The 14,475-nt window shown below is 71.6% G+C and carries 14 protein-coding genes; 9 read left to right on the top strand and 5 right to left on the bottom strand.

Going from position 1 to position 14,475, the window contains the following annotated elements; translation table 11 throughout:
- Window positions 1–74 precede the first annotated feature (74 nt).
- Together QR78_RS13290 and QR78_RS13285 are read left to right on the top strand one after the other, a co-directional pair.
- Window positions 75–1,031: a 2-hydroxyacid dehydrogenase gene (locus tag QR78_RS13290; RefSeq protein WP_244276261.1), complete on the top strand. Its 957-nt coding sequence runs from the start codon at window positions 75–77 to the stop codon at window positions 1,029–1,031.
- Between the two features lie 19 nt (window positions 1,032–1,050).
- Window positions 1,051–1,839: an AprI/Inh family metalloprotease inhibitor gene (locus tag QR78_RS13285; protein ID WP_048428007.1), complete on the top strand. Its 789-nt coding sequence runs from the start codon at window positions 1,051–1,053 to the stop codon at window positions 1,837–1,839.
- Between the two features lie 28 nt (window positions 1,840–1,867).
- On the opposite strand, the gene arsH is transcribed toward QR78_RS13285, so the two are convergent.
- Complete coding sequence (gene arsH / locus QR78_RS13280; protein ID WP_048428006.1) at window positions 1,868–2,620, bottom strand: arsenical resistance protein ArsH; 753 nt, start codon at window positions 2,618–2,620, stop codon at window positions 1,868–1,870.
- A gap of 50 nt (window positions 2,621–2,670) precedes the next feature.
- Between arsH and QR78_RS13275 the strand changes: the two genes are divergently transcribed.
- From QR78_RS13275 to QR78_RS13265, 3 genes are read left to right on the top strand one after another with little or no spacing between them, the layout of a single operon-like run.
- The gene (locus QR78_RS13275; RefSeq protein WP_048428005.1) at window positions 2,671–3,027 is read left to right on the top strand and encodes an ArsR/SmtB family transcription factor; all 357 of its coding nucleotides are present in this window, start codon (window positions 2,671–2,673) and stop codon (window positions 3,025–3,027) included.
- Complete coding sequence (gene arsC, locus QR78_RS13270) at window positions 3,024–3,461, top strand: arsenate reductase (glutaredoxin) (RefSeq protein ID WP_082171548.1); 438 nt, start codon at window positions 3,024–3,026, stop codon at window positions 3,459–3,461. The genes QR78_RS13275 and arsC overlap by 4 nt, the downstream gene beginning before the upstream one ends.
- A 19-nt stretch (window positions 3,462–3,480) precedes the next feature.
- Entirely contained in the window at window positions 3,481–4,776 is a 1,296-nt protein-coding gene (locus QR78_RS13265) for an arsenic transporter (protein ID WP_048428004.1), read from the top strand.
- Window positions 4,777–4,809: 33 nt separating this feature from the next.
- On the opposite strand, the gene QR78_RS31925 is transcribed toward QR78_RS13265, so the two are convergent.
- Window positions 4,810–5,379: a helix-turn-helix domain-containing protein gene (locus tag QR78_RS31925; RefSeq protein ID WP_082171549.1), complete on the bottom strand. Its 570-nt coding sequence runs from the start codon at window positions 5,377–5,379 to the stop codon at window positions 4,810–4,812.
- Window positions 5,380–5,747: 368 nt separating this feature from the next.
- Here QR78_RS31925 and QR78_RS13255 point away from each other — a divergent pair, with 368 nt between their 5' ends.
- Window positions 5,748–7,238 (top strand): carboxypeptidase M32, encoded by a 1,491-nt coding sequence (locus tag QR78_RS13255; protein WP_048428003.1) that lies wholly within the window; start codon window positions 5,748–5,750, stop codon window positions 7,236–7,238.
- Window positions 7,239–7,455: 217 nt separating this feature from the next.
- On the top strand, window positions 7,456–9,135 hold the full coding sequence (locus tag QR78_RS13250) for a methyl-accepting chemotaxis protein (RefSeq protein WP_048428002.1): 1,680 nt from the start codon (window positions 7,456–7,458) through the stop codon (window positions 9,133–9,135).
- Window positions 9,136–9,380: 245 nt separating this feature from the next.
- Here QR78_RS13250 and QR78_RS13245 read toward each other — a convergent pair whose 3' ends face one another.
- Window positions 9,381–10,172: a class II glutamine amidotransferase gene (locus QR78_RS13245; protein ID WP_048428001.1), complete on the bottom strand. Its 792-nt coding sequence runs from the start codon at window positions 10,170–10,172 to the stop codon at window positions 9,381–9,383.
- A 461-nt stretch (window positions 10,173–10,633) separates the two neighbouring features.
- Between QR78_RS13245 and QR78_RS13240 the strand changes: the two genes are divergently transcribed.
- Window positions 10,634–11,014: a response regulator gene (locus tag QR78_RS13240; RefSeq protein WP_048428000.1), complete on the top strand. Its 381-nt coding sequence runs from the start codon at window positions 10,634–10,636 to the stop codon at window positions 11,012–11,014.
- 121 nt (window positions 11,015–11,135) lie between these two features.
- Here QR78_RS13240 and rpsU read toward each other — a convergent pair whose 3' ends face one another.
- Complete coding sequence (gene rpsU, locus QR78_RS13235) at window positions 11,136–11,438, bottom strand: 30S ribosomal protein S21 (RefSeq protein ID WP_048427999.1); 303 nt, start codon at window positions 11,436–11,438, stop codon at window positions 11,136–11,138.
- A gap of 328 nt (window positions 11,439–11,766) precedes the next feature.
- Entirely contained in the window at window positions 11,767–12,996 is a 1,230-nt protein-coding gene (locus QR78_RS13230; RefSeq protein WP_048427998.1) for a polyhydroxyalkanoate depolymerase, read from the bottom strand.
- 313 nt (window positions 12,997–13,309) lie between these two features.
- On the opposite strand from QR78_RS13230, the gene QR78_RS13225 reads away from it, so the two are divergent.
- Window positions 13,310–13,963, top strand: coding sequence for a glutathione S-transferase (locus tag QR78_RS13225; protein WP_048427997.1), 654 nt, complete (start codon window positions 13,310–13,312; stop codon window positions 13,961–13,963).
- The last annotated feature ends 512 nt before the right edge of the window (window positions 13,964–14,475 follow it).

Genomic DNA, 14,475 nt, shown 5'->3' with positions numbered 1-14,475 from the left:
GCGCGGGGCGCAAGATCAAGCGCCCTCGCCATGCGTCCATCGTCGGATGCACCAGAAACGACCGGGAGACGGGCTTGAAGTCCACAGATGTGCTGATCATGCGGCCGATGATGCCGCTCGTGACCGAGAGCCTGGAGAGGCATTTCACCCTGCATCGCGGCGATCAGGCCGAGGACAAGGAGCGTTTCCTCGACGAGATCGGGCCCAGGATCCGCGGCATGGCGGTGAGCCATGTTCACGTGAACGACGCGCTGCTCGACCGGCTGCCGAAGCTCGAGATCGTCGCCAATTTCGGCGTCGGATACGACACGATCGACGCCGCGGCCTGCGGCCGGCGCGGCGTGATGGTGACGAATACGCCCGACGTCCTGACCGACGAGGTCGCGGACCTGGCCGTCGGCCTGCTGCTCGCCACCGTGCGGCAGATCCCGCAGGTCGACCGCTACCTGCGCCAGGGCAAGTGGCTGGAGAAGCCCTATCCGCTCACCGGCACCCTGCGCGGGCGCAAGGTCGGCATCCTCGGTCTCGGCCGCATCGGCCGGGCGATCGCCCACCGCCTCGTCGCCTTCGGGCTGCCGATCGCCTATCACGGCCGCACCAAGCAGGCGGACGTTCCCTACGAATACTTCCCGTCGCTCATCGAGATGGCGAAGGCCTGCGACGTGCTGATGGTGGTGGCGCCCGGCGGTCCCGAGACCAGGAACATGATCGGCCGCGAGGTGCTGGAGGCGCTGGGCCCGCAGGGCGTCCTCGTCAACGTCGCCCGCGGCACGCTCGTCGACGAGGATGCGCTGGCCGCGGCCTTGGCCGAAGGCACGATCCAGAGCGCCGGCCTCGACGTGTTCGCCGAGGAGCCGAAGGTGCCCGCCGCCCTGATCGCCCAGGAGCATGCGGTTCTGCTGCCACATGTCGGCTCGGCGTCGCACCACACGCGCAACGCGATGGGCCAGCTCGTCGTTGATAACCTGACCTCCTGGTTCCAGGGCAACGGTCCGGTGACGCCGGTGGCCGAGACACCCTGGAAGGCCTGACGAACCCGAGAGCCACGCCATGCGCCTGCGCCGCCTCCTGCCCCTCCTCGGTCTCGTCTCGGTGGGATGGATGGCCTGGACGGGATGCGCGGCGGCGCAGGAGGCGAGCCCGCCCCCGGACGCCGCGGGGCCGTGGGAGCTGGCGCTGGACGGCAGCTTCCGCCGCTGCGGCCTGATGCTGGGAGCCGAGCCCGGAAGCGTGGGACGGGTCCTGCGCTTCCCCGCCGGCTGCCGCCGGGCGCTCCCGATGATCAACGGCATCGTCGGCTGGCGTCAGGAGGGGGAGATGATCCAGCTCCTCGACCGGGAGGGCCAGCCGGTGCTGGCCTTCGCGACCCCCGAGGGCGACGGCCCGCGCAGCGCCGAGACGCCGGGCGGCGAGCGCTACAGCCTCGCACAGGCGGGCATGGCCCAGGCCGGCTCGCGGCCGGCCGCGCCGCTGGTGACGCAGGCCGCGCTGACGACCCCGCCGAGCCTGCGCGGGGCCGCCCCGGAGAGCTGGGCCGGCGCGCCCTCGACCGCCGCCGCGGTGACCGGCCTCTATACCCTCGATCGCTTCGTCGAGAAGGACGTCTGCCGGGTGGTGCTCAGGGCCGACACCGCCCAGGTGACCGCGCAGGTGCAGGAGGGCTGCCGCGATCCCGGCCTCGCCCTGTTCGATCCGACCGCCTGGCACTACGAGGCCGGACGGCTGACCCTCGTGGCCCGGCGCGGCCACAGCGTCGAGCTGATCCCGGTGGGGGAGGGGCGCTGGCGCCGCGACCCCGAGATCGGCACCACCTTCGTGCTGCGGCGGGTGGAGCCGTGAGGCCCGGCCGTGCCGGAACGCGGCCGGCCTATCGCGCCCCGAACCCGGCATCGGCGCCGATCGCCGTCAGGCGGTCGGGGTCGCGCTCCTTGCGCTCGCTGTAGCGGTCGACGAGGTAGTCCGACCGCTCGCGCACCAGCAGCGTGAACTTCATCAGTTCCTCGCACACGTCCACCACCCGGTCGTAGAGCGGCCCGGGCTTCATCCGGCCGGCCTCGTCGAACTCCTTGAAGGCCATCGGCACCGAGGACTGGTTGGGGATCGTCACCATCCGCATCCAGCGCCCCAGCACCCGCAGGGCGTTGACGGCGTTGAAGCTCTGCGAGCCGCCCGAGACCTGCATCACCGCGAGCGTGCGCCCCTGCGTCGGGCGCACGCTGCCCTCGCTGAGCGGCAGCCAGTCGATCTGGCTCTTCATCACCCCGGTCAGGGTGCCGTGCCGCTCCGGCGAGACCCAGACCTGGCCCTCGGACCAGATCGAGAGTTCGCGCAGCTCGCGCACCTTCGGGTGGTCGGCGGTCGTGTCGTCGGGGAGCGGCAGCCCGTCGGCGTGGAAGATCCGCACCTCGCCTCCCATCGCCTCCAGGAGCCGGGCCGCCTCGTAGGCGAGGAAGCGGCTGAACGAGCGGTCGCGCAGCGAGCCGTACAGGATCAGGAAGCGCGGCGGATGGGCGAAGGGCTCGGCCACCGCAAGGCGCGCGGCGGTCGGACTCTCGGCATGCGCGGCGCTCAGGTTCGGGAACCCGTCGCGGGCGGACGGGACGGGCGGGGGCTTGTCCATGCGGGTTTTTCCTTCTACATTTCAACGAATATCGATGTATTGGCGGAGCGATGGACGAACGACAAGCCCTCGCGGCCTTCGCGGCCCTCGGCCAGGAGCATCGCCTGCGGGTGGTGCGCGCCCTGGTCGCCGCCGGGCCGGACGGAGTGGCGGCCGGCGCCCTCGCCGACGCGGTGGGCATCGCCGGCAACACCCTGTCCTTCCACCTGAAGGAGCTGTCGCATGCCGGGCTGGTCGCCTCCCGGCGCGAGGGACGGTCGGTGATCTACACGGCCGCCTATGCCGGGCTGTCCGACCTGATCCGCTTCCTGATGCGCGATTGCTGCCAGGGCCGGCCGGAGGTTTGCGCCCCGGCGGTCGAAGCCCTCGCCCTCGCCGCCTGCTGCCCCGCCGGAGACCGCCCGTGACCGAAGCCTTCGACGTCGTGATCTACCACAACCCGGCCTGCGGCACCTCCCGCAACGCCCTGGCGATGATCCGCAATGCCGGGATCGAGCCGCACGTCGTGGAGTACCTCAAGACCCCGCCGACCCGGGAGATGATCCGGGCGCTGGCGCGGCGGGCCGGGCTCCCCATCCGGGCGCTGCTGCGCGAGAAGGGCACCCCCTTCGCCGAGCTCGGCCTCGGCGATCCGGCCCTGAGCGACGACCGGCTGCTCGATGCCGTGGCGGCGCATCCGGTCCTGCTCAATCGCCCGCTGGTGGCGAGCCCGAAGGGCGTGCGCCTGTGCCGGCCGTCCGAGGCGGTGCTGGACCTCCTGCCGGCGCAGCAGGGCGCCTTCGCCAAGGAGGACGGCGAGGAGGTCGTCGACGCGCGCGGCCGCCGCGTCGCCGGCGCCTGACCTCGCGATACGCCTCCCGATGCTCGCGCTCGCCATCTTCCTCGTCACCCTCGTCCTCGTCATCTGGCAGCCGAACGGGCTCGGGATCGGCTGGAGCGCGCTCGCCGGCGCCGCCGTCGCGCTCGCCACCGGCGTGATCCAGCCCGGCGACATCCCGGTCGTCTGGCACATCGTCTGGGACGCCACCTTCACCTTCGTCGCGCTGATCGTCATCTCGCTCATCCTGGACGAGGCCGGGTTCTTCCACTGGGCGGCCCTGCACGTCGCCCGCTGGGGCGGCGGGTCGGGCCGGCGGCTGTTTCCCCTGGTGATCCTGCTGGGCGCCGCCATCGCGGCCTTGTTCGCCAATGACGGCGCGGCGCTCCTGCTGACCCCGATCGTGCTGGCGATCCTCACCCGCCTCGACGTCAAGCCCGCGGCGGCTTTCGCCTTCGTCGTCGCCTGCGGCTTCGTGGCGGATTCGACCTCCCTGCCGCTGGTGATCTCGAACCTCGTCAACATCGTCTCGGCCAACGTCTTCTCCATCGGCTTTGCCCGCTACGCCGCCGTGATGGTGCCGGTGAACCTGGTGTCGCTCGCCGCCACGCTCCTCGTGCTGGGGTTGTGCTTCCGGCGGGTGGTGCCGGCCGCCTATCCGGTCGACGTGCTGGAGCCCCCGGCCGGGGCGATCCGCGACCCGGCGGTGTTCCGCGCCGCCTTTCCGCTCCTCGGCCTGCTGCTCGCCGCCTATTGCGTCACCGCCCCGTTCGGCGTGCCGGTCTCGGCCGTCACCGGGACGGGGGCGGTGCTGCTGCTCGCCCTCGCCGTCCGCGGCCGGGTCGTCCCGGTCCGCAGGGTGCTGGCCGGGGCACCCTGGCAGATCGTGCTGTTCAGCCTCGGCATGTACCTAGTGGTCTACGGCCTGCGGAATGCCGGCCTCACCGACGGGCTGGCGCGAGGCCTCGTGTGGCTCGCCGGCTACGGGCCCTGGATCGCCACCCTGGGCACGGGTTTTTCCGCGGCGATCCTGTCCTCGGTGATGAACAACATGCCGGGCGTGCTCGTCGGCGCGCTGGCGATCCAGCAGGCCCCGGACCTGCCGCCGCTCACCCGCGAGCTGATGATCTATGCCAACGTCATCGGCTGCGACCTCGGCCCCAAGCTCACCCCGATCGGCAGCCTCGCGACCCTGCTGTGGCTGCACGTGCTGGCCGCCAAGGGCCAGCGGATCACCTGGGGCCAGTACATGCGGATCGGCCTCGTCGTCACGCCGCCGGTGCTGCTGGCAGCGCTCGTCGCGCTGGCGGCCTGGCTGCCGCTCGTCGGGCCCGGATAGGCCGACGGCTATCCGGGCACCGGGAGGCCGCCTTCAGTCCCGATCGGTCGACCTTGCCGGCCGGCAGGGATCGTCGGCGGGGGCCGGCTCGGCCCGCGCGGCTTCGGCCGCCAGGGCGTCGACGACCGCCTCGGGATGGCGATGGATCGTCCAGATCAGAGTCATCGCCGTGGCGTTCGGCTTCGACTTGCCCTGCTCCCAGTTCTTGACCGTGGCCTCTTCCAACCCGAACCGCAGCGCGAACTGGGCCTGCGAGAGGTGCAGGGCCTCCCGCACCGCCCGCACGGAGATCGGGTCCGGTCCGTGCCGGCGGGCCTCGATGCCGACTGCGCCGAGTTCCGCCTGCAGCCGGCCCAGGTTCTCGACCTTCGGAACTTCGACATAGGCCTCGCCCACGTCGAACAGCTCGGTCATGACCGCGTGCGCGGCCTTCGGCGGAAGGTGCCTACGGATCAGGAGGCGGGCCGCCGCCACCGTGTCGAGGAGGGCGTCCGGCCGTCGCTTGAGGCTGAGGCGCTCGGCGGAGCCGTCGGGGACGGGGTTCGCGTCCCGGATGAGCACCCGTGGTCCGAACTCCGCCAACAAGCTGGATCTCGTCGACATCCAGTTCCTCCACGACGCCCTGTGCGACGTCTCGAAGCGCTGCCGCGCCCCATCGTTTCGATGCGTCGCCGCCGATATGCATCCCGTCCAACCGGAGCGAGCGTCCCTCGAGCGTGACTTGCGCCATCACGTCGAGCGTTCCCCACGGCGTCCGCAGTTCGACGGTGAAGATCGGATCGTCGCTGGCGGCGTGATCGACCACGATGCTGACCTTGCAGACCGCCACGTCCCTGATCCTATACGCAGCTTGCTGATAGGTTGCGGCGAATCCGCCTCGCGTCAAGAGTTGGATCTGCCCTCCCGGGTTCTTGCCTGGGCTCGGCCGCCGTCGGACAATCGGGCGACCAGCCACAGCGACGGACCATCCCATGCAGGCCTACCGCGCCCTCGAAGCCACCTTCGCCCGCATCGGCGCCCTCGAGGACGCCTCCGGCATCCTCGGCTGGGACGCGCAGACGCTGATGCCGGACGGGGCGGCGGAGGGGCGGGGCGACCAGATCGCGGTGCTGCGCGGCCTCGCCCACGACCTCCTGACCGAGCCCGCCACCGCCGACCGTCTCGCCGCGGCCGAGGAGGCGGGCGGGCTCGACGACTGGAGCCGCGCGAACCTCGCCGAGATGCGCCGGGCCCACACCCATGCCGCGGCGGTGCCGCGCGACCTCGTCGAGGCGAGTTCCCGCGCCGTGTCGCGGGCCGAGATGACCTGGCGCGAGGCGCGCCGCACCGCCGATTTCGCCCTGCTGCGGCCCGACCTCGCCGAAGTGCTGGCGCTCCAGCGCGAGATCGGCCGGGCGAAGGGAGAGGCCCTGGGCCTCTCCCCCTACGACGCGCTCCTCGACAGCTACGATCCGGGCCTGCGGCAGGACGCGATCGACCCGCTCTTCGCGGTGCTGGAGGCCGAGCTGCCGGGGCTGATCGGGGAGGCGCAGAACCGCCAGGCCGCGGCCGGGCCCGCCCCCGTGCCGGAGGGGCCGTTCCCGGTCGAGGCCCAGCGCCAAGTCGGGCTCGCCCTGATGCGGGCGGCGGGGTTCGACTTCGCGCGCGGCCGCCTCGACGTCAGCCTGCACCCGTTCTGCGGCGGCGCCACCGACGACGTGCGCATCACCACCCGGTACGACGAGGCGGATTTCGCCCGCGCCCTGATGGGCGTGCTGCACGAGACCGGCCACGCCCTCTACGAGCAGGGCCGTCCCGCCGCCTGGCGCCGCCAGCCCGTGGGCGCGGCCCGCGGCATGAGCCTGCACGAGAGCCAGTCGCTCACCCTGGAGATGCAGGCCGGCCGCAGCCGCGAGTTCGTCGCCTACCTGGCGCCCCTGGTGCGCGAGGCCTTCGGCGGCACCGGCCCGGCCTGGGAGGCCGATGCGCTCCACCGGAACTACACCCGGGTCGCGCCGGGCTTCATCCGGGTCGATGCCGACGAGTGCACCTACCCGGCCCATATCCTGCTGCGCTATCGCCTGGAGCGGGCGCTGATCCGCGGCGAGATGGAGATCGGCGACCTGCCGGGCGCCTTCGACGAGGGCCTGCACCGGCTCCTCGGGCTGACCGTGCCGGACGACGCCCGGGGCTGCCTGCAGGACATCCACTGGCCCGGCGGCGCCTGGGGCTACTTCCCGACCTATACGCTCGGGGCGATGATGGCGGCCCAGCTCTTCGACGCCGCCTGCACGGCCGAGCCGGACCTGCGCCCCGGCCTCGCCCGGGGCGACTTTTCGCCTCTCGTCGGCTGGCTGCGCACCCACGTCCACGCGAAGGGCAGCGTCGCCGGCACGCAGGAGATCCTCGCCGCCGCGACCGGGCGGCCGCTCGATGCGGGGGTATTTCTCGGCCATCTGCGCCGCCGGTACCTCGATGCCTGAGCGACCGCGCCATGTGTTCGATCGAGGCTTTGACGTCGTTCTTGACCAATCGAGCCAAGTCATGAGATAAAATATCCGTATCGGCGGTGGGTCGACGCTTCGATGTCACTGGATCGTCATAAAAATAAGAAATGATTATTTTGACGGTTAAATTTAAGACTGTGTAAGGCTCTCGCGACGTATGGGCTCGCCATCCGAACCTGTGTTGGTGCGTCCCATGCGTTTCACCCTGGGCAAGAAGCTCGGCCTCCTGGTCGGGCTGCCGATCCTCGTCGCCGCCGGCATCGCGGCCTTCGCGATCTCGCTCTCCCACAACGAGCAGCGGCGCGCCGGAGCCGTGGAGGCGGCCTGGGAGGCGGCCCTCCATACCCGCAACCTGGCGCAGGCCGTCGAGCACGTCGTGGTGACGGTGCAGACCCTGGTGGCGGCCGAGGACGTCGCCGAGGCTCGGCAGAAGTTCGGCGCCCTGCGCACGGCCCTGGAGGCGGTCGAGGCCGAGCGCCCGGCCTTCTTCGCGTCCCTCCAGCCCTATCTCGACGAGGACGAGGCCCGGAAACTCTCGCTCACGCTTCAGGAGTTCCTGGCCTACCAGCGCGACACGGCGGAGCTCGGCCAGACTCTCTCGCCGAAGGCCGCGCAGATCCAGGCGGCCGACGAGGCGACGATCAAGAGCCGCGAGCGGATGGTGGCGCGGATCCTGAAGCTCGGCGACACCGTGCTGGAGCGCCTCCAGGAGGAGCGCGAGGCGGTGGACGCGGCTCGCCGCCGCGAGGCGGTCGCCCTCGTCGCCGTGCCGGCCCTGGCACTCCTTGCCGCGGTCGCGGGTGCCGTCTGGATGAGCCTGACCCAGGTGCAGCGCCCGCTCCATGCCCTGCGCCGCACGATGCAGGCGCTGACCGCCGGCGACCTCGCAGTGGCGGTGCCGTTCACCCGGCGGCGCGACGAGATCGGCGAGATGGCCTCCTCGATCGCGGTGTTCCAGGCGGCGCTCCGCGCGCAGGGGGCGGCGCAGGCCGCGGAGCGGGCCCGGGCCGGCATCGAGCTGCAGCGGGCCGAGCGGCTGGAGGAGGCCTGCCGGGCCTTCGAGGCGCGGGCGGGCCAGGCGGTCGAGGCCCTCGACGCCTCGACCCGCGAGATGGAGTTGACCGCCGACGTGCTGTCGCGGGCCGCCCACGAGGTCGAGCAGCAATCCGGCGCGGTCACCGGCGCGTCCGGCGTCGCCGCGCAGGCGGTGGCCGAGGTGGACGGCGCCTTCCGGCATTTTTCGGACTCGGCCGCCGGCATCGGCGACCGGGTCGGACGGACGAGCGAGATGGCGAGCGCGACGTTCGCCCGCAGCCGGGCCACCGCCGCGACGGTGGAGCGGCTGGTCGCCGCCTCGGCGGAGATCGGCGAGGCCGCCGACCTGATCCGCACCATCGCCGACCAGACCAATCTCCTGGCGCTCAACGCCACCATCGAGGCGGCGCGGGCGGGGGTGGCCGGCCGCGGCTTCGCGGTGGTGGCCTCGGAGGTGAAGGCGCTCGCCGGCCAGACGGCTGCGGCCACCGACCGGATCGGCGCCCAGATCGCCGCGATCCAGGGCGCGACCCGGCATACCGCGGAGGAGATCGGCGCGATCACAGATGCGGTGGCGGAGACGAGCCGGCTGGCCGAGGAGATCCGCGGCGCGATGCAGGACCAGACGGTGACGAGCGCCGGCATCGGCCGCAACATCGACCGGGCCGGGGCGGAGGCCCGCAGCGTCGCCGAGAGCATCGAGCAGGTCCGCGCCGCCTCGCTGGCGAGCGCGGCCCAGTCGGACCAGGTGAGGGCGGTGGCCGGGGTACTGGCCCAGAACTCGGCCCTGCTCGCCGAATCGGTGACGGCGTTCCTCGGCGAGGTGCGGGCGGCGTGAGCCGCCAACCTCCAAAAAAGCCGATTGGGGGCGAGGATTATGTTCTCTTTTCTTGCCGAGACCGTCGCGATGGGCGCCGCCTGCCCGATCCCGACGCCCGAACAGGCCGAGTTCACCGCGATCCTGGGGCGAGCCGAGGCGGCCATACGGGTGGTGACCCGGGAAAGGCCATCGCTCTGCTCCGCAACGGCCGGAACGTCGCCGGGCATCATTGGGGGCTGGAGGAGCCGGCGTGAGCCGCGCTCTCAGGCCGCCTTCTTGAACCCCGCCGCGTCCGCGCCGAGCACCTGCACCGGCTGGCCCGGCCGGGCGATGAGCGTGCCGCCCTTCGGCACCTCCGACCAGCCGGTGCGCAGGCCGTCGATCGGCTCCGAGACGACCGCGAGGCCGGTCGCGGTCTCGCGCCAGTACAGGCTCGGCGGGCGGCCGTCGCAGGCCCAGCGATAGGCGGTCAGGCTCTCGCCGTCGGTGAGCACCGCGGTGAAGCGCAGGGGCTCGTCGATGCCGGCCTCGTGCATCAGGCCGCGGGCGGCCGACAGGCTCGCCGCCATGGCGCCGACGGGATCCCGGTCGAGGCCGTGCGCGAGAGCCAGCAGGAAGAGCGCCTCCGAATCGGTCGAGCCCTGGCGCGCCTCGTAGAGCGCGTCCGGGATCAGCGCCTCGAGCCGCCGGCGGATGCGCGCGTAGCCGCCGATCTGGCCGTTATGCATGAACAGGTGGCGCCCATGGGCGAAGGGGTGGCAGTTCGCCCGGGTGGTCGCGGTGCCGGTCGAGGCGCGGACATGGGCGAAGAAGGTCCGGGCGCGGATCTGCCGGGAGAGGCTGCGCAGGTTCTCGTCGGACCAGGCCGGCCGCACGTCGCGGTAGAGGCCCGGCTCCGGCCGATCGCCGTACCAGCCGATGCCGAACCCGTCGCCGTTGGTCTCGGTCTGGGCCTCCGTGGCGTGCAGCGACTGGTGCACGAGGGAGTGGGTCGGCGCGCAGACCAGCTCGTCGAGATAGACCGGGTCGCCGTGGTAGGCGAGGAAGCGGCACATCGGCTCTTCACCTCCCGCGGCGTGTGCCGGTCCCACCCCGGGCCGTGCCTCGTCCGCCGCCTTCATGGAACGGTAACATTCGGCGCCGGACGGTGAACAGCCCGTTAATGCGATGCAGCATGCCCAAGGTTCCCCCACCTGCCCAAGCAGCAGGCAATGGCGCAACGTAAGGAGCCGGCATGCGCGGGGCGCATCGACCGACGATCCGAACTGGACGTCTCGCCGGGATCAATGTCAGGATTGAGTCGTTGATGGTCGCGCAGGCGTGTTCGCGTCACCGGCTTGCGCCCGCGTTCCCCCGGCCGCCGTGCTGGGTTCGATCCCCGTTCCGCTGGTCTGGTCTGCCCCTTCGCCGGGCCGGCCCGCGCGTCGTCGGACGGCCGATCGATTCCGCAATCTCCCGAGCACTCGCGAGGACCCGGGACCCCGACCAGAGTCATAGAAAACGAGCAGGAGGCCTTATGGGCAGAGCAGCACCCGTCGCTCCGATCGCCGTCGTGGTGGAGGACGACGAATCCGTTCGGGATTTCGCCGCGGCGATCCTTGAGGAGACCGATCTCGACGTCATCGCGTGTCGCAGCGCCGCCGACGCGCTGGCGGTGATGCGCGAGCACGGCTCGGAGGTCGCGCTGCTGTTCACCGAGATGCAGCTCGCCGGCGAGATGGACGGAGCGGCGCTCGCCCGCACGGTGGAGCGGGACTGGCCCGACGTGCGCCTGGTCGTGACCTCCCGGCCCGGCGCGGCCCAGGCCGTGCCCGACCACGCCGTCTACATGCAGAAGCCCTGGCGGCCCCTCGACGTGCTCGTCGAGGCGGAGCGGGCGGCCTATGCGTCGGCCTGATCCGGCGGCGCGCTGATCAACGAAGAAGAGCCCGCACGCCTCGCGGCGTCGGGCTCCCGGGGTGTCCCCACCCGGCGGGTGGGGCTTGTTTCACGCGGCCTCCGGGGAGGCCGGCAGGCCCTTAGGCCGAGGCGGCCGGAGCGGCGGCCGGGGCGGCAGCCGACGGGGCCATGCCCGGACGGCGCGGGCCGCCGACGCGGGGCTTCGGCTTCGGAGCGGCGATCAGGCCCTCGCGGATGGCGGTCTTGCGGGCCTGCTTGCGGGCGCGGCGCACGGCCTCCGCCTTCTCGCGAGCCTTGCGCACCGACGGCTTCTCGTAGGCCTTGCGCTGCTTCATCTCGCGGAAGATGCCCTCACGCTGCATCTTCTTCTTGAGGACGCGGAGGGCCTGATCGACGTTGTTGTCCCGAACGAGTACCTGCAAGGGTGTATGTCCTTTTTGTCTGAATTCTAAAACGTGGCCGACCTTGCGCGGAACGCGCCCGGATGGCTGCCTGCCCGACCAACCGAAATGCGCCCCACGGCCCGGACCTGACGGACCGGGAGGGGCTAGAGCTACATCGCGGTCGCACCGGAGCCCGGCGCAAGCTGTCGACGCACGGTATGCGCCTGATCGCGGCCTTACACCACTCCGCCAGGACTTCCAACCGCGGAGTGGCCGCCTGACCGAAATTTGAGCGGGTGCGGGGCCCGGACGCGGGCATTCCGCGGGGCATCGCCGGCCACCGTAGCTAGGCCGGGGGCCGGCGGGATCAAGCGTTGGCCTGGATGAAGCTGCGCACCAGCGGGTAGGTCTGGTTCTCCCACTTGCGGCCCGAGAAGACGCCGTAATGGCCGACGCCGGCCTGGAGGTGGTGGCGCTTGCGGAAGGGCTTCAGGCCGCTGCACAGGTCGTGGGCCGCCACCGTCTGTCCGACGGAGCAGATGTCGTCGCGCTCGCCCTCCACTGTCATCAGGGCGGTCCTGCGGATCGCCCGCATGTCGATCGGGGCGCCCCGGTAGGTCAGGCGGTTCTGCGCCAGGGTCGCGTCCTGGAAGACGGTCTTGACCGTCTCGAGGTAGAACTCCGCCGGCAGGTCGAGCACCGCGAAATACTCGTCGTAGAAGCTCTCGATCTGCTCGGCCTTGGCGCGCGCCGTTCCGTCGCCGTCGCCCTCGGCGAGGTGCCAGTAGAGGTCGAGGTGGCCGTGCATGTGGCGCGCGGCGTTCATCGACATGAAGGCCGTGACCTGCATGAAGCCGGGATAGACCCGCCGCCCGGCGCCGGCATGGCGGCGCGGCACGGTCGCGATCAGGTTCTTCTCGAACCATTCGATCGGGCGGGACGTGGCGAGCTCGTTGACCTTGGTCGGGTTGACCCGGGTGTCGACCGGGCCGGCCATCAGGGTCATGCTCGCCGGGTGCGCCGCATTGCGGCTCTCCGCCATCACGGCGGCGGCGGCGAGCGCCTGCACGGCGGGCTGGCACACCGCCACGACGTGCGCGCCGGGCCCCATCGCCTCCAGGAACTGCACCAGATGGGCGACGTAGTCGTCGAACCCGAAGCGGCCGGCGCTCAGCGGCACGTCGCGGGCGTTGTGCCAGTCGGTGATGTAGACGTCGTGGTCGGCCAGCAGGGTCCGCACGGTGCCGCGCAGGAGCGTGGCGAAGTGGCCCGAGAGGGGAGCCACCACCAGCACCCGGGGCTGCTCGCTGGCGATGTCCTTGCGGAAGCGCAGCAGCGTGCCGAACGGCGTCGTGAGCACCCGCTCCTCGGTCACCGGCGTCTCGCGGTTGCCGACCCGCACCGACGCGATCCCGTAGGCCGGCCGGGCATGGGTCAGGCCGGCCCGCATCATCATCCGGGCGGCGGCCGACACCCAGCTCGCCGGCGCGCCGGAGCCGCTCCGCATCCACGGCGCCATGCCCGCATGCAGCGCCCGGCCCCAGGCGCGGGTGGCGCTCGCCATGTCCGACTGGACCTCGAAGGCATCGTAGAGCATCGGCGCTCGCTCTCCCTCACGGACACGCGCGGGAAGCGGCCCTTTCGTCGAGCGTATGGCAAGGCTTCGTCCCCGGCGACCGGACTTTCGGTGAAGGGCGGCCTCCGCCGCTCCGAGCCCGCGCGATGCGATGGTCGTGCCAATCCGGCGCAGCCCTTGATCTTGGCGAACCGCGGCGCTGCCCGGCGAAAGCTTGGCGGTTCTTGCGCGCTCGACCTTCGGCGGAGCGGCCGGCGGCCGGCACGAGTCTTGGATCACGGTCCGGACCGCAAGGAGAAGGCGGGCCGGCACCCCCGGCCCGGGGGAGGATCGGATGGCCGAGGCGACGCTGACGATTTCGAGCCGCAACTACTCGTCCTGGTCGCTGCGGGGCTGGCTGCTCTGCCGCATGGCGGGGCTCGACCTCGCGGTCGAGGTGCTGTCGGGCGATCCGGCGAGCCGGGCCGAGCTCCTGCACCTCTCGCCCTCGTTCCTGGTGCCGCGCCTCACCCACGGGGCCGTGCGGGTCTGGGACGTGCTCGCCATCGCCCAGTACCTCACCGAGGTGCGGCCGCAGGCCGGCCTTCTGCCCGACGACCTCGCCACCCGCTCCTGGTCGCGCTCGATCTCGGGCGAGATGCATGGCGGCTTCATCAACCTGCGCTCGGCCCTGCCGATGAACCTGCGCGCCCGCTACACCGACTTCACGCTCTGGGGCGGCGCCCGGGCCGACATCGCCCGGGTGGTCGAGATCTGGCAGGAGGCGCTGCGCGCCCACGGGGGGCCTTACCTGTTCGGCGACCGGCCGGTGGTGGCGGACGCGATGTACGCCCCGGTCTGCACGCGCTTCGTCACCTACGGCGTCGATCTCCCGCCGGACTGCGCCGCCTACCGCGACACCATCATGGACTGGGACCTGATGCGGGACTGGATCGCCGCGGCGAAGGACGAGCCGGAGGAGATCGAGGAGCTGGACATGGAGTTCTGACCTGTTGGATTTTCGAAGACGTTCCTCAATGTCCGAGGCTGTTTGATTGCGAGAACGGACCCAAAACCCTCCATCGTCATCCTGGGGCCCGGCGTAGCCGGGAACCCGGGATCCATAACCGCCGATGAAGCAGAAAGAGACGGAACGCTGATCGCCTGATTCTCCTCCGTCAGCGGTTATGGATCCCGGGTTCCGCTGCGCGGCCCCAGGATGACGAGGTGAGGTGGCGATTTCTGTGCAAGATCGACTCGAGCAGCCAATCAAACAGCCTCTCGCCGCCGTAGTTCACCGCCTCATCGTCGGTCCGGCGCCGCGAAGCGGAGCCCGGACTCCAGAACCGCAGGACATTCGGAAGCGAGCGGGGCGCGTTCCTCTGCGTCCGGCACCATCTGAGGTTCCGGATCCCGGGCTCTCGCCTGCGGCGAGCCCCGGGATGACCCTGCGAGGGGCCACGGTACACGACCCTGGCCTGGAACCGTGCAGCCAGGCTTCATGACCCATTGCAAACCAAC

Source organism: Methylobacterium indicum, assembly GCF_001043895.1.
Taxonomy (GTDB): Bacteria; Pseudomonadota; Alphaproteobacteria; order Rhizobiales; family Beijerinckiaceae; genus Methylobacterium; species Methylobacterium indicum.
This window is presented reverse-complemented; position numbering and strand designations above follow the sequence as displayed.